The 18162-nt window shown below is 72.8% G+C and carries 15 protein-coding genes; 7 read left to right on the top strand and 8 right to left on the bottom strand.

The features are described 5' to 3' along the window. Window positions 1–10 precede the first annotated feature (10 nt). Entirely contained in the window at window positions 11–544 is a 534-nt protein-coding gene (ybaK, locus tag ACRAS8_RS26440) for a Cys-tRNA(Pro) deacylase (protein ID WP_438488496.1), read from the top strand. Between the two features lie 269 nt (window positions 545–813). Here ybaK and ACRAS8_RS26435 read toward each other — a convergent pair whose 3' ends face one another. The 4 genes from ACRAS8_RS26435 to ACRAS8_RS26420 all read right to left on the bottom strand — a co-directional run bounded on the left by ACRAS8_RS26435 (window position 814) and on the right by ACRAS8_RS26420 (window position 4949). Beyond that, window positions 814–1536, bottom strand: a complete 723-nt coding sequence (locus ACRAS8_RS26435) for an ABC transporter permease (protein WP_438488495.1) — start codon at window positions 1534–1536, stop codon at window positions 814–816. Between the two features lie 86 nt (window positions 1537–1622). Beyond that, window positions 1623–2453, bottom strand: a complete 831-nt coding sequence (locus tag ACRAS8_RS26430) for an ABC transporter permease (RefSeq protein ID WP_438490601.1) — start codon at window positions 2451–2453, stop codon at window positions 1623–1625. Window positions 2454–2568: 115 nt separating this feature from the next. Continuing rightward, the gene (locus ACRAS8_RS26425; RefSeq protein WP_438490600.1) at window positions 2569–3558 is read right to left on the bottom strand and encodes an ABC transporter ATP-binding protein; all 990 of its coding nucleotides are present in this window, start codon (window positions 3556–3558) and stop codon (window positions 2569–2571) included. A gap of 116 nt (window positions 3559–3674) precedes the next feature. Then, window positions 3675–4949 carry an NYN domain-containing protein gene (locus tag ACRAS8_RS26420; protein ID WP_438488494.1) on the bottom strand — a complete coding sequence of 425 codons (1275 nt, stop codon included), beginning with the start codon at window positions 4947–4949 and terminating at the stop codon, window positions 3675–3677. 267 nt (window positions 4950–5216) lie between these two features. On the opposite strand from ACRAS8_RS26420, the gene ACRAS8_RS26415 reads away from it, so the two are divergent. Further along, entirely contained in the window at window positions 5217–5381 is a 165-nt protein-coding gene (locus ACRAS8_RS26415) for a hypothetical protein (RefSeq protein ID WP_438488493.1), read from the top strand. Window positions 5382–5517: 136 nt separating this feature from the next. On the opposite strand, the gene dnaE is transcribed toward ACRAS8_RS26415, so the two are convergent. Beyond that, the gene (gene dnaE / locus ACRAS8_RS26410; protein ID WP_438488492.1) at window positions 5518–9060 is read right to left on the bottom strand and encodes a DNA polymerase III subunit alpha; all 3543 of its coding nucleotides are present in this window, start codon (window positions 9058–9060) and stop codon (window positions 5518–5520) included. A gap of 211 nt (window positions 9061–9271) precedes the next feature. Between dnaE and ACRAS8_RS26405 the strand changes: the two genes are divergently transcribed. From ACRAS8_RS26405 to ACRAS8_RS26390, 4 genes are all read left to right on the top strand, one after another. After that, a complete protein-coding gene (locus ACRAS8_RS26405; protein ID WP_438488491.1) occupies window positions 9272–10591 on the top strand; it encodes a DUF2252 family protein in 1320 nt (439 codons plus the stop codon). A gap of 95 nt (window positions 10592–10686) precedes the next feature. Beyond that, window positions 10687–11361: a hypothetical protein gene (locus tag ACRAS8_RS26400; RefSeq protein ID WP_438488490.1), complete on the top strand. Its 675-nt coding sequence runs from the start codon at window positions 10687–10689 to the stop codon at window positions 11359–11361. Between the two features lie 115 nt (window positions 11362–11476). Further along, window positions 11477–12325: a thioredoxin domain-containing protein gene (locus ACRAS8_RS26395; protein ID WP_438488489.1), complete on the top strand. Its 849-nt coding sequence runs from the start codon at window positions 11477–11479 to the stop codon at window positions 12323–12325. A gap of 326 nt (window positions 12326–12651) precedes the next feature. Continuing rightward, window positions 12652–13599 carry a thioredoxin domain-containing protein gene (locus ACRAS8_RS26390; protein ID WP_438488488.1) on the top strand — a complete coding sequence of 316 codons (948 nt, stop codon included), beginning with the start codon at window positions 12652–12654 and terminating at the stop codon, window positions 13597–13599. A 63-nt stretch (window positions 13600–13662) separates the two neighbouring features. Here the strand turns inward: ACRAS8_RS26390 and ACRAS8_RS26385 are convergent, their stop codons facing one another. Then, window positions 13663–14280, bottom strand: a complete 618-nt coding sequence (locus tag ACRAS8_RS26385) for a dienelactone hydrolase family protein (protein WP_438490599.1) — start codon at window positions 14278–14280, stop codon at window positions 13663–13665. A 101-nt stretch (window positions 14281–14381) separates the two neighbouring features. Between ACRAS8_RS26385 and ACRAS8_RS26380 the strand changes: the two genes are divergently transcribed. Next, window positions 14382–15461, top strand: coding sequence for a mechanosensitive ion channel family protein (locus ACRAS8_RS26380; RefSeq protein ID WP_438490598.1), 1080 nt, complete (start codon window positions 14382–14384; stop codon window positions 15459–15461). Here the strand turns inward: ACRAS8_RS26380 and ACRAS8_RS26375 are convergent. Both ACRAS8_RS26375 and ACRAS8_RS26370 read right to left on the bottom strand, forming a co-directional pair. Continuing rightward, window positions 15458–17050 carry a Na+/H+ antiporter gene (locus ACRAS8_RS26375; RefSeq protein ID WP_438488487.1) on the bottom strand — a complete coding sequence of 531 codons (1593 nt, stop codon included), beginning with the start codon at window positions 17048–17050 and terminating at the stop codon, window positions 15458–15460. The genes ACRAS8_RS26380 and ACRAS8_RS26375 overlap by 4 nt on opposite strands. A 91-nt stretch (window positions 17051–17141) precedes the next feature. Next, window positions 17142–18083 (bottom strand): RluA family pseudouridine synthase, encoded by a 942-nt coding sequence (locus ACRAS8_RS26370; RefSeq protein ID WP_438488486.1) that lies wholly within the window; start codon window positions 18081–18083, stop codon window positions 17142–17144. Window positions 18084–18162: the final 79 nt, after the last annotated feature.

Below are 18162 nucleotides of genomic sequence, written 5' to 3'. Positions count from 1 at the left end.
GCGAGACACGTTGACCAAGCAGCCGAAGCAGTCGAAGAAGCCGAAGCAGGGGAAGAAGGGCGCCGCGCAGTCCGGGGGCACGCCGGCGACGGTGGCGCTGACCGCGGCCGGCGTCCCGTTCACGGTGCACGCCTACGACCACGACCCGGCGGCCGCCTCGTACGGCGAGGAGGCCGCCGAGGCGCTCGGCGTCTCCCCCGACCAGGTCTTCAAGACGCTGCTGGCGGACGTGGACGGCGCCCTGACGGTGGCCGTGGTCCCGGTCTCCGGCTCGCTGGACCTGAAGGCGCTGGCGGCCGCGGTGGGCGGCAAGCGGGCCGCGATGGCCGATCCGGCGGCGGCCGAGCGCAGCACCGGCTATGTGCGGGGCGGGATCTCGCCGCTGGGGCAGCGCAAGCGGCTGCGGACGGTCGTGGACGCCTCGGCCGAGGGCCGGCCGACGGTGTGCGTCTCGGCGGGCCGGCGCGGCCTGGAGGTCGAGCTCTCCCCCGGCGACCTGGTCGCCCTGACCGACGCCCGGGTCGCACCGATCGCACGGGGCTAGCGATTCTCCGGTGGGGGTTCTCGCGTGGGTCAGGGGTTCGGGCTCGCGTACCCGAAACCCGCCGTCCTGAGCCCCGTCGGTGCCGCCGCGCGCCCCCGGGTGTCGCGGCCCGCGCTGTGGTGGGGCTTCCCCGGGCGCCCGTCCTCGGTTACGACCGGGGAGGAGGTACGCCATGTCGAAGAGAACCCGTAAGCGGAAGTGGCGCGTCCGGAAGGGGCGGGCCAACCACGGCCGCCGGCCGTCCTGAGGGGGGCGGCCGGCAGGGCGGTTCAGCCGGCCGTCGGCGGCTGCTGGTGGTGTCCGGACCAGTCCGGCACCATCAGCGCGTCGGCCTCCGGATCGCGCGGCCCGAAGAGCCCGGTCAGCGCGATCTGAGTGATCATCCCGGCGATCGGCCAGGCCAGCAGGGCGCCCTTGGCCTGGAGCCGCAGCGGCCCGTCGAAGACGACCCCGGCGCCGACCTGCTTGGCATGCGCGACCACGTCCGGCGTGGGGCCCAGCCACATGCCGGTCAGCCAGCCCAGCACCGCGCCCAGCAGCCCGCCGGCGGCCAGCGACACCACGAGCGGGATGCCGCCGCGGCGCCGGAGGAGGAAGACCACGGCCGCGGTGACCACGCCGAAGCCGAACGCCAGCAGGAAGAAGATGCCGTCGGCGCCGATCGCCTCCTCGCCCTCGGTGTTCTTGAGGTAGACGTTGCGGGTGTCCGCGATCAGCGGGACGCGCGGCGCCAGCCAGGCCCACAGCACGCCCAGCAGCACCCCGCTGACCGCGACGGCCAGCGCGATCAGCACGCCTTCGCGCAGTTCGCGGGCGAGCTCGGGGTGGCCGCCGGCGGAGGCGGCGGGTGCGCCGGATTCAGCGGATTCGGCGGACGCACCGGCGTCGGCGGGTGTGCCGGAGTCGGGGCCGGCGGAGTCGCCGGGGGCCGCGGGGTGCCGGTGGGGCTCTTCGGGCGGTTGGTTCTCGTGGGGCGTCTGCGCTGCGGTCACCCCGTCATCGTGCCAGGCCGGCGCCGCGGTCCCGGCAGCAGGACGCCCGCGTGCCCCGTGTGCGCCGGTTGCGCCGGTGCCGTCGTTCACCGGACCGCCGCCCGGCGGTACGCCCAGGTGGCCAGGGCCAGCGAGAGCACCCCGACGGCCGCGCAGATGCCGAGGTCGCCGACGACCGCGGGCCAGTCCGGGTGCGGGGCGAAGGTGCGTGCCAGCGCCTCCACCCCGTAGGTGGAGGGCAGCAGATCGCGGGCCCAGCCGATCAGCTCGGGCATCCGCCCGGCCGGCAGCACTCCCAGCAGCAGCGCCGCCGACATGCCCAACTGGCCGCCGAGGGTGGCGAGTTCCTGGCGCGGGGCGAGCAGCCCGAGGGCCGCGCCGAGCCCGGACAGCGCCGCGCCGGCCAGCGGCACCACCGCGGCCAGCACCCACAGGTGGGCCATCGGCAGCTGGAAGAGCAGACAGCCGACGACCGCGGTGACCGCCGTGCCCGGCACGGTGAACGAGGCGTAGGCGGCGGCCGCGCCGAGCACCACGGCGGCCGGCGGCACCGGCAGCGTCGCGTAGTGGTCGAGGCCGCCGCCGGCCCGCAGCTGGCCGAAGTACTGGGCCAGGAGGTTCAGCGCGACGAAGGCGACGACCAGCACGGCGGAGCCGGAGACCACCGACCAGGCCGGGTCGCCGCCGCTGACCACCCCGCGCAGCAGGACCATGATCCCGACGGACTGGAAGGTGGCGACGAACAGCAGCGGAATCCGGGCGACCCGGGCCCGGGAGAGCTGGGCGCGGTAGACGGCACCGAGGGCGGGCAGCAGCCGGGCCCGGGGCGCGAGCGGAGCGGCGGCGCCGGTCCCGTCCTCCGGTCCGGCGCCGTCGCCCGTTCCGCCGCCCGTTCCGGTCGCTGTCCGCGCGGACATCACACTCACGCCGCCACCCGGCTTTCCTCGACACGCGGTCGGTCTGTCGTGCGCACGAGCGGCCGCCCGCCCGCGTTCCTGCTCGTCCGGGCCCCGGCCGGAGGCGCCGCCGCGCTCACGCCTTCACCAGACCCTCCGCGCGCCCGCCCAGGGAGACGTAGACGTCCTCCAGGCTCGGCGTGGCCAGGGTGAAGTCGTCCAGGGCCGCGAAGGCGGGGCCCGCGGTGACCGCGGTGACCGCCAGGCGGGCCCGGTCGGCGGGGAGCCGCAGGGTCCAGCGGCGGCCGGTGGCGCGGGCGTCGGCGGCCAGGGCGGCGACCTCGGGGACGTCGAGCGGGGGCCGGTCCCGCCAGACCAGCTCCAGCCGGACCTCCTCCCCCACCAGTTCCTTCAGCCGGCCGGGCGTGTCGCAGGCGATCACCCGCCCCTGGTCGATCACCGCGACCCGGTCGAGCACGCTCTCGGCCTCCAGGACGTTGTGGGTGACCAGGACGACGGTGACGCCCCGCTCGGCGCGGCGGCGGTCCACCGCGGCCCACACCGCGCGCCGGGCGACCGGGTCCATGCCGGTGGTCGGCTCGTCCAGCACCAGCAGCGGGCGCTCGCCGGTCAGCACGGTGGCGAAGCAGGCCAGCCGCCGCTGGCCGCCGGAGAGCTTCTTCAGCGCGCGGCCGGCGAGCGGTCGCAGGCCCAGCTCGTCGAGGACCGCGTCGCGTTCGGCGCGGGCCGCGGCGGCGTCCAGGCCGCGCAGCCGGCCGGTGGTCTCCACGGCCAGGGAGACGGTCAGCTCGTCCAGCGCGGTCGACTCCTGACCGAGATAGCCCAGCAGGCGCGCGGCCCGCTCCGGGTGCCGCACCAGGTCGTGGCCGAGGACGGTGATGCTGCCGGCGTCCGGCCGGAGCAGTCCGGTCAGCTGGCGGACCAGGGTGGACTTGCCGGCGCCGTTGGGGCCGAGCAGCCCGAAGATCTCGCCGCGGCGGACGTCGAGGCTGATGCCGTCGCTGGCGCGTACCGCCGGCGCGCGCTCCGCCCCGCGCCGCCCGCGCGGCGCGGGATAGGTCTTGACCAGGTCCCGCACGACGCACACCGGCGCGCCGTGCTCCACCTGTTTTGCGCCCGTCTTCACGAGCTATGAGGGTACGCGGCCCGGGGCGGCCGCCGGTCCCGGGGGCAGCCCGAGGACGGGCGCGCCCAGCCGGCGCACGGCTCCGGGCCGCGCGGTCAGTCGCCGGCCGGGGTGTGTTCGGCGGCGGTGCGGAGGTCGACCTCGCGCCAGAAGCCGGCCCGGATGGCGTAGCGGTCGTGCTCGTCGATCTGGTCGTCCTTGTGGGCGAGCAGGCCGAAGCGGGCGGCGTAGCGGAGGAGTTCCCCGTCGATGCGGTGCGGGATGCGGGGGTACTCCGTGGAGAGCTGCTGGAGGTGGGCGGCGTCGGAGAGCCGCTCGGTCCAGCGGCGGGCGAAGACCTGGCCGACCTCGAAGGGGTCGCCGCCGACCGCGGTGATGTCCTCCTCGCGGTCGGCCCAGCGCTGTTCGGCGCTGGTGAGCTGGGCGAGGGTGGGCAGCGAGGCGGTCTCGGCCGGTTCGCCGAGCGGGCCGCCGCGCTCGATCCAGCCCTTGTCGGAGGACCAGCGGAGGGTGGCCGCGGGCTGGCTGCCGTTCTGCGCGGGGCCGGGGACGGAGTTCTGCGGGGCGTGCGCGGGGCGGCCGAGGCCGGCGAGGTCCTTGGGGGTGGGGACGCCTCGGGAGCCGCCGGCGCCGCTCTCGCCGCCGGGCTCGCCGCGGTCGTCGGCGGAGGCCGGGCGCGGTGCTCCGTCGTGGCCGTCCACCGGGTCGGGGCCGGAGGCGGCGGCCGCCGCGGCGGCGACCGCGGTCTCCGGGAGCGGGGCGGAGAGGATCGCGGCGATCTCGGGGCGCGGGGCGGGCGGCGGGGCGCAGGGGCCGCCCAGCTCCTTGGCGCGGACCGCGCCGGTGATCCAGGCGCGGTCCAGCACCCGCCGCTCGTCGGCCTCGGCGACCAGGTCCTCGGACTGGTTGTAGTCGCCGTCGGCGGCCTGGACGGCCCAGAGGTGAACGGCGACGCCGTGCTCCTTGGCGGACATCAGGCCGGGCAGCAGATCGCCGTCGCCGGTGACCAGCACGATGTCGGAGCAGGCGCGGTTGCGGGCGAGTTCGGTCAGCTCGGCGTGCATGGCGGCGTCCACGCCCTTCTGCGCCCAGCGCCCGTCGCTGCGGGTCAGGGCGCCCAGCCGGACGGTGACCCGGGGCATCACCCGCAGCCGGCGGTGCTCGGGCTGCGGGACGCGGTCGGGGGCGCCGTCGAACCAGTAGATCCGCAGCAGCGGCCGTTCGGTGTCGGCCTCGGCGCGTTGGCGCAGTCCCTGGATGAGGGCGGCGTGGTCGACGGTGATCCGGGAACGGGCGGGTTCTCCGGCGAGCAGGCTGGCGGCGGCACCGAGCAGATACCCGGCGTCCACCAGGACGACGCAGCGGTCCACGTTCCACCCTCTTCCCTGAGGTGCTGAAGTCCGGTCGCCCCCGGCTCGGCCCGTGGCACGAGTGCTCTTCGGCTTCCTTCGAGTCTGCCCGACCGAACGGGGGTTATCTGCACGAACTCGATCTTCGGCGTGGCGGATTCACGTTCGGCCGTCCGCACGACGGGTAACTGCCGTTGTCACCCAGGGTAATTGCCCGAAATGCAGGGATGTGTCCGCCGTGTAAGTCTGATTCCGGCCGATCCCAAGATCCCCCTCAGGAGGCACGATATGGCCAAGAACAAGAAGGAACGGAAGCAACCCAAGGAGAGTCAGGCCGAACGCGGCCAGCAGTCGTCCGAGAAGTCCACCCTCGAAGCGATCTCGCACTCGCAGGCGCAGGGCAGCCCGGCGGACGTGGCGCGCAAGCACCAGCGCCGCTTCGGCCACAACTGACGGTCCGGACAGGACCGCCGCGCGGTCCCCCAACCTCCGTGCGCCGCCGAAGACTTGGGAGGGGCGCGCCCGAACCGTGCGGGCGCGCCCCTCGTCGTACCGGGCCGGGGCGTCAGCGGCGCCCCGGCCGGATGTCTCAGCCGGCCAGGCAGGACGGGCCGAGCAGCACCTTCAGATCGCCGAACAACGACGGGTCGGCGGTGACCCGGTGGCGGTCCAGACGGAGCACCGTGGTCTTCCGTACGCCCTGCAGCCGGATGCGGACCTCGGTGGAGCCGCGGTGGCTGCTGAGCACCTCGCCGAGCTTCTCGACCATCGGCGGGGTGACCTTCACCGCCGGAATGGTGATCGTCACCGGGGCGTTGGCGCCGGCCTCCGAGAGGTCGGGGACCATCATCTCCATGGCGACCAGCCGCGGCACGTCCTCCCGCTTGTCCAGCCGGCCCTTGACGAACACCACGGCGTCCTCGACGAGTTGGGTGGACACCAGCTGGTACGTGGCCGGGAAGAACATGCAGTCGAGGGAGCCGGCGAGGTCCTCGACGGTGGCGATGGCCCAGGCGTTGCCCTGCTTGGTCATCTTGCGCTGGAGGCCGGAGATGATGCCGCCGATGGTGACGATCGAGCCGTCGGCGTAGTCACCGCCGGTCAGCTGGGCGATGGCGGCGTCCGCCTTGTCGCTCAGCACGTGCTCCAGGCCGAAGAGCGGGTGGTCGGAGACGTAGAGGCCGAGCATCTCGCGCTCCTGGGCGAGCAGATACGTCTTGTCCCACTCCTCCTCGGAGAACTGCACGTCCAGCCCGAAGCCGGGGCCCTCGTCGGAGGAGTCGTCGCCCATCCCGCCGAAGAGGTCGAACTGGCCCTCGGCCTCCTTGCGCTTGACCTGGACGACGTTGTCGATCATCGCTTCGTAGTGCGCCGTCAGGCCCTTGCGGGTGTGGCCCATCTCGTCGAAGGCGCCGGCCTTGATCAGCGATTCGGTGGTGCGCTTGTTGCAGACCACCGCGTCGACCTTGTCGAGGTAGTCGGGGAAGGAGGCGTACTTCCCCTTGGCCTTGCGGCAGCGGATGATCGAGTCGACGACGTTCTGGCCGACGTTCCGTACGGCAGTGAGGCCGAAGAGGATGACGTCGTCGCCCTGGGCGGCGAAGTTGGCCTCGGACTCGTTGACGTTCGGCGGGAGGACCTTGATGCCCATCCGGCGGCACTCGTTCAGATAGACCGCGGACTTGTCCTTGTCGTCGCGCACGGACGTCAGCAGCGCGGACATGTACTCGGCCGGGTAGTTGGCCTTGAGGTAGGCGGTCCAGTAGGTGACCAGGCCGTACGCGGAGGAGTGCGCCTTGTTGAAGGCATAGCCGGCGAACGGGACCAGGACGTCCCACAGGGCCTGGATGGCCTCGTCGGAGTAGCCGTTCTTCTTGGCGCCGGCCTGGAAGATGGTGAAGTTCTTGGCCAGTTCCTCGGGCTTCTTCTTGCCCATCACACGGCGGAGGATGTCGGCCTCGCCCAGCGAGTAGCCGGCGATGATCTGGGCGGCCTTCTGTACCTGCTCCTGATAGACGATCAGGCCGTAGGTCAGGCCGAGGGTCTCCTTGAGCGGCTCTTCCAGCTCCGGGTGGATCGGGGTGATCTCCTGGCGGCCGTTCTTGCGCTCGGCATAGTTGATATGCGAGTTCATGCCCATCGGGCCGGGCCGGTAGAGAGCCGAGACGGCGGAGATGTCCTCGAAGTTGTCGGGCTGCATCTGGCGCAGCAGCGAACGCATCGGACCGCCGTCGAACTGGAAGACGCCGAGGGTGTCGCCGCGGCAGAGGAGTTCGAAGGTCTTGGGGTCGTCGAGCGGGACGGAGAGCAGCTCCAGGTCGATGCCCTTGTTGGCCTTCACCATCTTCAGGGCGTCGTCCATGATGGTGAGGTTGCGCAGGCCCAGGAAGTCCATCTTCAGCAGGCCGAGCGACTCGCACTGCGGGTAGTCCCACTGCGTGATGGTGACGCCGTCGGTGTGCCGCACCCAGACCGGGGCGTGGTCGATGATGGGCTCGCTGGACATGATCACGCCGGCGGCGTGCACGCCCATCTGCCGGACCAGGCCCTCGACGCCCTTGGCAGTGTCGATGACCTTCTTGACGTCCGGCTCGTTCTCGTACATCCCCCGGATCTCGCCGGCTTCGCTGTAGCGCGGGTGCGAGGGGTTGGTGATGCCGTCGAGGTCGATGCCCTTGCCGAGGACGTCGGCGGGCATGGCCTTGGTGAGGCGGTCGCCCATGGCGTACGGGTAGCCGAGGACCCGGGCGGAGTCCTTGATGGCGTTCTTCGCCTTGATCTTGCCGTAGGTGCCGATCATGGCGACCTTGTCGGCGCCGTACTTCTCCGTGACGTACCTGATCACCTCGACGCGCCTGCGCTCGTCGAAGTCGATGTCGACGTCGGGCATGGAGACGCGCTCGGGGTTGAGGAACCGCTCGAAGATCAGGCCGTGCTCGATCGGGTCGAGGTCGGTGATGCCCATGGCGTAGGCGACGATCGAGCCGGCCGCGGAGCCACGGCCGGGGCCGACCGCGATGCCGTTGTTCTTCGCCCACATGATGAAGTCGGCGACCACGAGGAAGTAGCCGGGGAACCCCATCTGGATGATGACGTCCATCTCGTACTCGGCCTGCTTCATGCGGTCCTCGGGGACGCCGGCCGGGAACCGGCGCTCCATGCCGCGCCGGACCTCCTCCTGGAACCAGGTGACCTCGGTGAAGCCCTCCGGGATGTCGAACCGCGGCATCAGGTCGCGCTTCTCGAACATGCCGGTGGTGTCGACCTGCTCGGCGACCAGGAGGGTGTTGCGGCAGCCCTCCTGCCAGGCGTCCGAGGAGTCGATGGCGTACATCTCGTCGGTGGACTTGAGGTAGTAGCCGGTGCCGTCGAACTTGAAGCGGTCGGGGTCGGAGAGGTTCTTGCCGGTCTGGATGCACAGCAGCGCGTCGTGCGCGGTCGCCTCGTGGGCGTAGGTGTAGTGCGAGTCGTTGGTGACCAGCGGGGGGATGCCGAGCTTCTTGCCGATCTCCAGGAGACCGTCGCGCACCCGGCGCTCGATCTCGATGCCGTGGTCCATCAGCTCCAGGAAATACCGGTCCTTGCCGAAGATGTCCTGGTACTCGGCGGCGGACTTCAGGGCCTCGTCGTACTGGCCCAGGCGCAGCCGGGTCTGGAGCTCGCCCGAGGGGCAGCCGGTGGAGGCGATCAGGCCCTCGGACCACTGGGAGAGGGTCTCCTTGTCCATCCGGGGCCACTTCTGGAGCCAGCCCTCCTTGTAGGCGTCGGAGGAGAGGCGGAAGAGGTTGTGCAGACCGGTCTTGTCAGCCGCCCAGATCGTCTTGTGGGTGTAGCCACCCGAGCCGGAGACGTCGTCGCGCTTCTGGTGCGGCTGGCCCCACTGGATCTTGCGCTTGTTGCGCCGCGACTCGGGGGCGACGTACGCCTCGATCCCGATGATCGGGGTGATCCCGGCCTTCTTCGCGGAGTGGAAGAAGTCGTAGGCCCCGTGGAGGTTGCCGTGGTCGGACATGGCGATGTGCGTCATCCCCATCTCCTGGCACGCCTTGAACATGTCGGAGAGCCGCGCCGCACCGTCCAGCAGCGAGTACTGGGTGTGGACATGCAGGTGCGTGAAGGGCGGCTTGGCCACGGCGCTGAACCTCCGGTGGTGACAGTCGTCAGGGTCGTCGGGAGCGGTCGGAAGGGGCGGGCGGAGAGGTCGGGAGGGATGGGTGGAACGGTGTTGAAGTCTACGACCCGGCGCTGACAGCGGCGGCCGGATCCGGGCACTCCCGGGCGTCCTCGCGCGTTCTCCCGTCTGATCTCCCTCCGCTTTCCCGGCACTCCAGGAGGCACCAGCGATGCCGATCCCCCATGCCCCGGCACGGCACAGCACGCACCCCGGCCAGGACACCGACCGTCGCGACGGGGCGATCCTCGCCGCCCTCGACGCCGTCCCCGGACCGTCCCTGCGCCGGATGGCCGGCTCCCCCGCCGCGTTCTTCCGGGGCGCCGCGGCCTTGTTCCACCACGACCTGGCGGCGTCCGGCGCGGGCGCGCAGGGAGCGCCGTATCTGGACGAGCGGACCAGCCGGGTGTGGATCCACGGCGATCTGCACGCCGGGAGCTTCGGCGCGTACCTGGACGCCACGGGCCGTCTGGTGTTCGGCGTCACCGGATCGGATGAGGCGTACGTCGGCCCGTTCACCTGGGACCTGAAGCGGTGCGCGACCTCGGTGGCGCTGCTCGGCCACGCCCGGGGGCTGAGCGATGCGCGGATCACCGAACTGGTGCGAGCCTTCGCCGCGTCCTACCGGGAGCACGTCCACGCGCTGGCCTCCGGCGCGGACGCGGCGCCGCCGTGCACCCTGGACACCGCCGACGGCCCGCTGCTCGCGGTGCTGCGCGCGGCCCGCAGCCGGACCCGGGCCGGGCTGCTGGCGCCGCTGACCGAGCTGTCCGGCGGGGAACGGCGGTTCGCCGGCGGGCACGGCGGCGTCGAGCTGGACGCGGCGGCCCGCTACACGGTCCTGGCGGCGTTCGACGGATATCTGGAGACGCTGCCGGAGACCGGCCCGGCCCGCCCCGAGGCGTACCGGGTCAAGGACGTGGTGGGCCGGCGCGGCCCCGGCACGGACGGCGCGGCCGCCTACGACCTGCTGCTGGAGGGCGCCAGCGACGTCCTGGAGAGCGATGTGGTACTGACCATGCGGCCGGCGCCGGCGTCGTCGCTCGCCCGGTACCGCCCGGTCCCGGACGTCGCGGAGCATGTCCGGCACGACGGGCACCGGGCGGCGCTGGCCCGCCGGGCCCTCCAGGCGCACGCCGATCCGTGGCTGGGCTGGACCGCGCTGGACGGTGCGGGCTTCCTGGTCGGCGAGGTCGCGCCGTACACGGCCGGGCTGGACTGGTCCGCGCTCGACGACCCGGAGGAGATCGCCACGGCCGTCGCCGGGCTCGGCCGGGTCACCGCGGCCGCGCACGCCGCGGGCGACGGCAAGGAGCGGCATCCGCTGGTGCCGTTCCGGCCCGAGCGGGCCGTCGACGCGGCCCTCGCGGCCGACGAGGACGGCTTCGGGCCACTGCTGGCGGACTTCGCGCACTCCGGCGCGGCCCGCGCCCGCGCCGACCACCGGATCTTCGTCGACCTCCTCCGCGACGACCGGTTCCCGGGCGCGTAGGGCGTGCCGCCCGCGGGGCTCTTCCCCGTCGTCGGCGCCGCCCGGTCCCGCAGGCACGCGGGCGTGCCCCCTTAGTACCCCTTTAGCCGGCCCCCATGGCACACTCGCTGGCGATGGACATCTCGGCGGCACACCTGCGGGCACTGCGCGCGGCGCTCTTCACGGCGCTGTGCGTCGCGCTGTCCTCGGCGTCCCATGTGCTGCTCTCCCGTATGCCGCTGCCGCCGGTCACCGTCGCCGGGACCGGCGCCGCGGTGTTCGCGCTGGCCTACGCGCTGGCCGGCCGCGAGCGCGGCTACTGGCGGATCGCCGGGCTGCTGCTCCCCCTGGAGCTGGCCGCCGACGCGGTCTTCAGCCTCGGCCAGCACACCTGCTACGGCGCGGACGGTGCCCCGGCCGGGCCGGTCCACTCGCTGAGCACGATGCTGCTCTGCGGCGGCGGACCGGTCGGCGGACCACTGGCCCAGCTGGCCCGTGAGGGCGGCGCCCCGGCCCCGGCCTGGCTGCTGCTGCTCGCCGCGCACCTGGCCGTCGGGCTGCTGGCGGCCGGCTGGCTGCGCCGCGGCGAGGCCGCGCTGGTGCGGCTGCTGGGCGCGGTGGCCGGCTTCGCCTTCCGCCCGCTGCTGGTGGCGGCCGCGGTCCTGGGCCGCGTCCTGACGCCGCGCCGCGCGGTGCCCGCCCCCGTACGGACCGCGCTGGCCCCCCGCTCCCTCCCCCTGCTCGTGCACTCCGTCGTGCGCCGCGGGCCGCCCTGCGCGCTCGCCGCCTGAGGCCCGCCCCCGGGGCCCGGCGGCCGGCGCACGCCCGTACGGCAGGCACGGCGCGTACGCCCCCGGTAGCACGCCCCCGTCCCACGGACCACGGAAACCACGGAGCAGAACAGTCATGAGCAACCGCAACAGCCAGGCCAACAAGCAGGCAGCCCGCGAGCGGCTGCGCGCCGAGCGCGAACGGCAGGCCAAGAAGGAACGCACCCGCCGGCAGTTGATCGTCGCCGGCTCGGTCGTCGCCGTGCTGGCGGTGGCCGGCGGCATCGGCCTCGCGGTCGCCACCTCCGGTGGCAGCGACGGCGGCAGCGGCTCCAGTGCCGACGTCTGGGCGAAGGCCGCCAAGGCCAAGCCCGTCCCGCCCGCCCACACCAGCGGCCCCAACGGCACCACCGTCGTCGTCGGCAAGGCCGACGCCAAGAACACCCTGCAGCTCTTCGAGGACCCGCGCTGCCCCGGCTGCGCCGTCTTCGAGGAGACCGTCGGCGCCACGGTCGAGAAGGACATCAGCGACGGCAAGTACAAGGCGGAATACCACATCGGCACGTTCCTGGACGGCAACCTCCAGGGCACCGGCTCCAAGAACGCGCTCAGCGCCCTGGGCGCCGCGCTGAACGTCTCCCCGGACGCGTTCCTGAAGTACAAGTTCGCGCTGTACTCCAAGCAGTACCACCCCGACGAGACCGGCCCGGACAAGTTCGCCGACGACGGCTACCTGATCAAGGTGGCCGACACCATCCCGGCGCTGAAGGGCAACGCCGCCTTCCAGAAGGCCGTCAAGAGCGGCACCTACGACGCCTGGGCGATGGCGATGTCCAAGGAGTTCGACTCGCACAAGGACGTCCGCAGCACCCCGACGGTGAAGATGAACGGCACGGTGCTGGGCACCCAGACCGCGCAGGGCCCGGTCGCGCCGTCCTCGGCCGCGGACTTCACCGCCCAGGTGGACAAGAACCTCAAGAAGTGACCCCAGGGTCCTGACGCCGGGCTCCGCCCCGGCACCGGCATCGGCCGGCGTGCACCGCGCACGCCGGCCGATGCCAAATCTTGACCCGGATTTCCGTCGTGCCCATGGCAGACTCCCGGCCATGCAGGGGAGGGGAGTTGGCCCGGCGGCCCGGCCCGGGGCCTCGCCCGGGGGCCGCACGGGGGTCCGTACCCCGGCCTGTGCGCACACCGGCCGTCCGCTCCCGCCGCCCGCGCCGTGCGTACGCCGCCGCGGCCCGCCCGGCCCGGTCGCCGTCTGACGCCCGTACCGCACCAGCCAGGCAGCACCGAAGGATCGGACCCCCCATGAGCAACCGGAACACCCAGGCGAGCAAGCAGGCCGCCCGCGAGCGGATCCGCGCCCAGCGCGAGAAGGAGAAGAAGAAGGAGCGGCTGCGCCGCCAACTCGTCGTGGCGGTCTCGGTCGTCGGCGTCCTGGCGGTCGCCGGCGGCATCGGCTACGCCGTGATGAAGGCGAACGAGCCGACCGGCTGGGAGGCGGCCAAGGAGGCCAAGCTGGTCACCCCGGCCCACACCCAGGGCAAGAACGGCACCGAGATCCTCATCGGCGACAAGAAGGCCACGCAGACGCTGGAGGTCTTCGAGGACGTCCGCTGCCCGGCGTGCGCGGCCTTCGAGCAGAGCACCGGCGAGGAGCTGCTCAAGGACATCCATGACGGCCGCTTCAAGGTCCGCTTCACGATGTACTCCTTCATCGACGACGCGCAGGGCGGCGAGGGCTCCAAGAACGCGCTCAGCGCGCTCGGCGCGGCCCTGAACATCAGCCCCGAGGCGTTCCTGAAGTACAAGGCGGCGCTGTACTCGGCCAAGTACCACCCCGACGAGCGCGAGGACCTCTACGCGAAGGACACCGAGCTGCTGAAGGCGGCCGGCGACGTACCGGAGCTGAAGGGCAACAAGGCGTTCGAGAAGCAGGTGAAGGACGGGACCTACGATCGCTGGGCGATGGAGCTGACCGCGCTCTTCGGCCGCAAGGGCGTGCGCGGCACCCCCACCTTCATGCACGGCGACAAGAAGCTGACGATGGCGGAGATCCCGCAGCGGCGGATGACGCAGGAGCAGTACAACCAGCTCGCGCGGGCCAACTTCCGCAAGATGATCGACGCGGAGTTCGGCCCGGCGAAGGACGGCGGGGGCAAGGACGGCGGCGCGGACAAGGGCGGGGACGCCGGCAAGGACGGCGGCGGCCAGGGCATCGCCAAGGGCGAGAAGGACCCGACCGGCGGCAACTGACCACCGCGGCACGGTGGTTGGGCCCCGCCCCGTCACGCCGTGCCCGGACCGCCCCGCCCCGGCTCAGCCCCGCTCGGGCAGATCGGCCAGGAACCCCAGCGCCACCTTCCAGGCGCTCTCCGCCGCCGACGCGTCGTAGTCCGGCAGGTCGGGGTCGGTGAAGAGGTGGCCGGCGCCGGCGTAGCGGAACACCTCGACGTCGGCGCCGGCCCGGCGCATCCGCAGGTACCAGGCGTTCAGCCAGTCGTGCGGCTCGTACGGGTCGGGGTCGGCGACGTGCAGCTGCACCGGCAGCTCGTCGGCGACGGCGCCGTCGGCGATGTCCGAGGTGCCGTGCAGCAGGAGCAGCCCCCGGGCCTTCTCGTCGGCGAGGGCGAGGTTCTGCGCGACCGCGCCGCCGAAGGAGAAGCCGGCGTAGACCAGTCCGCGGTCGGAATACGGGGCGGCGGCCGCGACGGCGCGGCGGAGCAGCTCCTCCTTGCCGATCTCGTCCTTGATCACGATGCCGTCGGCGACCGAGCCGGCGGTCCGGCCGCCGAACAGGTCGGGGACGATCACCTCGTGGCCCGCGGCCCGCAGCCGGTCCGCGCCGGCGTGCACCGCGGGGCGCAGCCCGCACACCGAATGAAACAGCACGATGGTGGAGGAACCGCTGGTCGCGGGCTCGGCGGAGGCGGGCACAGACATCACTTCCCTGGGGTTGGATCGCTTGCCCCCCATCGTGCCAGCTACGGTCGTGGTACCCGGCAGGAGCACACCGCACCGAGGAGGAGACCGTGTCCCTGGAGGCCGTGCTGCGCCCGATAGCCGTCGTCGGGGGCTCGCTCGTGGTCACGACGGTCCTGGTCTGGCTGATCGACCGGACCCTCGCGCGGATCGACACCCGGCACCCGGAGACCCCGCTGTGGGGGCTGCTGCGGCGCTGCCGGATACCGCTCCAACTCATGCTCGCCGCCGCCCTGTTGCTCGGCACCTTCGACCAGACCGAGATCCCGGCCGTGGTGGACCACGCGGTGGGCATCGGCCAGGCGCTGACGCTGGTGCTGATAGCCGCCACCGCCTGGCTGCTGGTGCGGGCCGCGGCGGCGATCGTGGAGTCGTCGTACACCCGCTATGCGGCCGGCGCGCGGGACGCGGCGCGGGTGCGGCGGGTGCGGACGCAGGTGACGCTGATCCAGCGGGTGGTGACCGCGGCCGTGATCGTGATCGCGGCGGCCTCGATGCTGCTGACGTTCCCGCAGATGAGGGCGGTGGGCACGTCCGTGCTGGCGTCCGCCGGGCTGGTGGGCATCGTCGCCGGTATCGCCGCCCAGTCCACGCTGGGCAATCTCTTCGCCGGACTCCAGATCGCGTTCGGCGACATGGTCCGCATCGGGGACACCGTGGTGGTGGACGGCCAGTGGGGCACCGTCGAGGAGATCACGCTGACGTTCCTGAGCGTGCGGACCTGGGACGAGCGCCGGATCACCATGCCGGTGTCGTACTTCACCAGCAAGCCGTTCGAGAACTGGTCGCGCGGCGGCGCCCAGATGACCGGCGCGGTCTTCTTCCATCTCGACCACTCCGCCCCGGTGGAGAAGATGCGGCAGCATCTGCACGAGCTGCTCCAGGAGAGCCCGGAGTGGGACGGCCGGTCCTGGAGCCTGGTGGTCACCGACACCACCCCGTCCACCATCGTGGTGCGCGCCCTGGTCACCGCCCGGGACTCGGACGCGCTGTGGACGGTGCGCTGCCAGGTCCGCGAGCGGATGATCGAGTGGCTGCGCACCGAGCACGCCTACGCGCTGCCGCGGATCGCCACCGCGCCGGCGCCGTCCGCCGAGGAGCACGGGCGCGCCCAGTGCCCTGGGGACACGTCCTAAGGAGCCGCCCGCAGGCTCCGCACGTCCAGATGGCGCAGCACCCGGTCGACGATCTCCGGGTCGGCGCCCGGTTCGCTGCGCGCCGCCAGCACCTCGTGCCGGGCGGCCGAGAGCATCTCGTTCTGGATCCGCTGGACCTTCTTCAGCCGGGAGATGCGCTTCTCGAACAGCTCGCGCCGCTCGTCGTCGACGATGTCCGGCGCGATCCGGGCCCCGATGTCGTAGGCCCGGCGGGCCAGTTGGTCGGCGACCTCGTCGGACACCTCCTCGACCTCCAGGACCTCCTTCAGCCGCCGCTTGGACGCCCTGATCACCCGCAGCGCCAGCTCCCGCTCCAGCGCGTCCGCCGCGTCGGTGTCGGCCCGCACCCGCAGCCTGCGCACCAGCCACGGCAGCGTCAGCCCCTGGACGACCAGGGTGGCGAGCACCACCGCGAAGGCGATGAAGAGGATCTCGTCGCGGGCCGGGAAGGGCCCGCCGTCCACGCCGAACGGGATGGCCAGCGCCAGCGCCACCGAGGCCACCCCGCGCATCCCGGACCACCACATGATGACCGTCTCGCGCCAGCTCATCGGGATCTCCTCGTCGTAGTCCCGGCGCTTGTGCATCCGCTTGGCGAGCCAGGCCGCGGGCAGCAGCCACACCAGACGCACCGCGACGACCACCGCCACCACCGCGGCGCCGGCGCCCAGCATCGGGCCCCAGCGGCCGGCGGCGGCGCCGATGATGGTGTGCAGCTCCAGGCCGATCAGCCCGAAGGCGACGCCGGTGACGAGGGTGTCGACGACCTCCCAGAAGGTGTAGCCGGCCAGCCGGCCCAGCACGTCGTCCGCGTCGACCGCGTACTCGGCCAGGAACAGCCCGCAGGTCAGCACCGCGAGCACGCCCGACCCCTTGAACTCCTCGGCCAGCACGTACGACACGAACGGCACCAGCAGCGTCAGCCCGATCTGCAGGGTCGGATCGCCCAGCCGTCCCATCAGCTGGTTGGTGACCCAGCCGAGCGCCAGGCCGACCGCTATGGCGACGACGGCGGAGAGCACCAGCGAGCCCACCGCGCCGGGCACCGAGAAGCTGCCGCTGACCACCGCGGCCAGCGCGACGTGGTACAGCACGATCGCGGTGACGTCGTTGAACAGCCCCTCGCCCTCCAGGATGGAGACCATGCGGCGGGGCAGCCCGAGTTTGCCGGCCACCGCGGTGGCGGCCACCGGGTCGGGCGGGGCGACCAGCGCCCCCAGGACCACCGCGGCGGCCACCGGCATCCCGGGCACCACCGCCTGGGCCACCGCCGCGACCGCCGCCGTGGTGGCGAAGACCAGCAGCACGGCGAGCAGGAAGATCGGCCGGATGTTGGCGGTGAACTGCCGCCAGGAGGTGCGCTGGACGGCCGCGTAGAGCAGCGGCGGCAGCACGATCGGCAGGATGTATTCCGGCGGCACCTGGACGTTGGGCACGAACGGGAGCAGTGCCAGCACCGCGCCCGCGAGCGTCATCAGCACCGGCGAGGGCAGGCCCAGCCGGTCGCCGAGCGGCACCATCACCACCGCTCCGAGGAGGAGGACGAACAGCAGGGCCAACTGATCCACGGTGGCTACGCTCCGAGGCGGTCGATTTCGATCACATTCCGCCCCAAGCGTGCCACGAAGTGATCAGATGCCCGCTTTCACGCCCCGGACGTCAGTAGCTCTCCTCCCGGACGGTGTCCAGCGCGTGCTGGAGATCCGCCGGGTAGGCGTTCTCGAACTCCACCCAGCGCCCGTCCGAGGGGTGCTCGAAACCCAGCCGCACCGCGTGCAGCCACTGCCGGGCGACGCCCAGCCGCTTGGCGAGGGTGGGGTCCGCGCCGTAGGTCAGGTCGCCGACGCAGGGGTGCCGGTGCGCGGACATGTGCACCCGGATCTGGTGCGTCCGGCCGGTCTCCAGCTTGATGTCCAGCAGGCTGGCCGCCCGGAACGCCTCGATCAGGTCGTAGTGGGTGACCGAGGGCTTGCCGTCGGCGGTCACCGCCCACTTGTAGTCGTGGTTCGGGTGCCGCCCGATGGGGGCGTCGATGGTGCCGCTCAGCGGGTCCGGGTGGCCCTGCACCAGCGCGTGGTAGCGCTTGTCCGGCACCCGCTCCTTGAACTGCCGCTTCAGCGAGGTGTACGCCCGCTCCGACTTGGCGACCACCATCAGCCCGGAGGTGCCGACGTCGAGACGGTGCACGATGCCCTGCCGCTCGGCCGCCCCGGAGGTGGAGATCCGGTACCCGGCCGCGGCCAGGCCGCCGATGACGGTGGTGCCGCTCCAGCCGGGGCTGGGGTGCGCGGCGACCCCCACCGGCTTGCCGATCACCACGACGTCCTCGTCGTCGTGCACGATCTCCATGCCCTCGACGGGCTCGGCCACGATCTCCACCGGCGCGGCCGCCGGCGGCATCTCGACCTCCAGCCAGGCGCCCCCGTGCACCCGCTCGGACTTCATCACCTCGGAGCCGTCGACCCGGACCTTGCCGGCCGACGCCAGCTCGGCGGCCTTCGTCCGGGAGAAGCCGAACATGCGGGCCAGCGCGGCGTCCACGCGCTCGCCCTCCAGGCCGTCCGGTACGGGCAGGGTGCGGATCTCGGGGAAGGTGCTCACCCCACGAGTATGGCAGTCCCCCGGCACTGCCCCGCCCGGCGGAGGGCCCCGGCCACCGGGCCGGGACGCGGACCGGCCG

It is taken from the genome of Streptomyces sp. S186 (assembly GCF_051603415.1).
Classification (GTDB): domain Bacteria; phylum Actinomycetota; class Actinomycetes; order Streptomycetales; family Streptomycetaceae; genus Streptomyces.
Note: the sequence above shows the minus strand (reverse complement) of the source record. Positions and strands in the feature narration are given on the sequence as shown.

What these genes read in the sequence shown, in the direction of transcription:
- ACRAS8_RS26430 (WP_438490601.1), bottom strand. Translation starts at nt 2,453, where the DNA reads ATGTCCGCGCGGACAGCGACCGGAACGGGCGGCGGAACGGGCGACGGC.
- ACRAS8_RS26415 (WP_438488493.1), top strand. Translation starts at nt 5,217, where the DNA reads ATGGCCAAGAACAAGAAGGAACGGAAGCAACCCAAGGAGAGTCAGGCC.
- ACRAS8_RS26405 (WP_438488491.1), top strand. Translation starts at nt 9,272, where the DNA reads ATGCCGATCCCCCATGCCCCGGCACGGCACAGCACGCACCCCGGCCAG.
- ACRAS8_RS26400 (WP_438488490.1), top strand. Translation starts at nt 10,687, where the DNA reads ATGGCACACTCGCTGGCGATGGACATCTCGGCGGCACACCTGCGGGCA.
- ACRAS8_RS26395 (WP_438488489.1), top strand. Translation starts at nt 11,477, where the DNA reads ATGAGCAACCGCAACAGCCAGGCCAACAAGCAGGCAGCCCGCGAGCGG.
- ACRAS8_RS26390 (WP_438488488.1), top strand. Translation starts at nt 12,652, where the DNA reads ATGAGCAACCGGAACACCCAGGCGAGCAAGCAGGCCGCCCGCGAGCGG.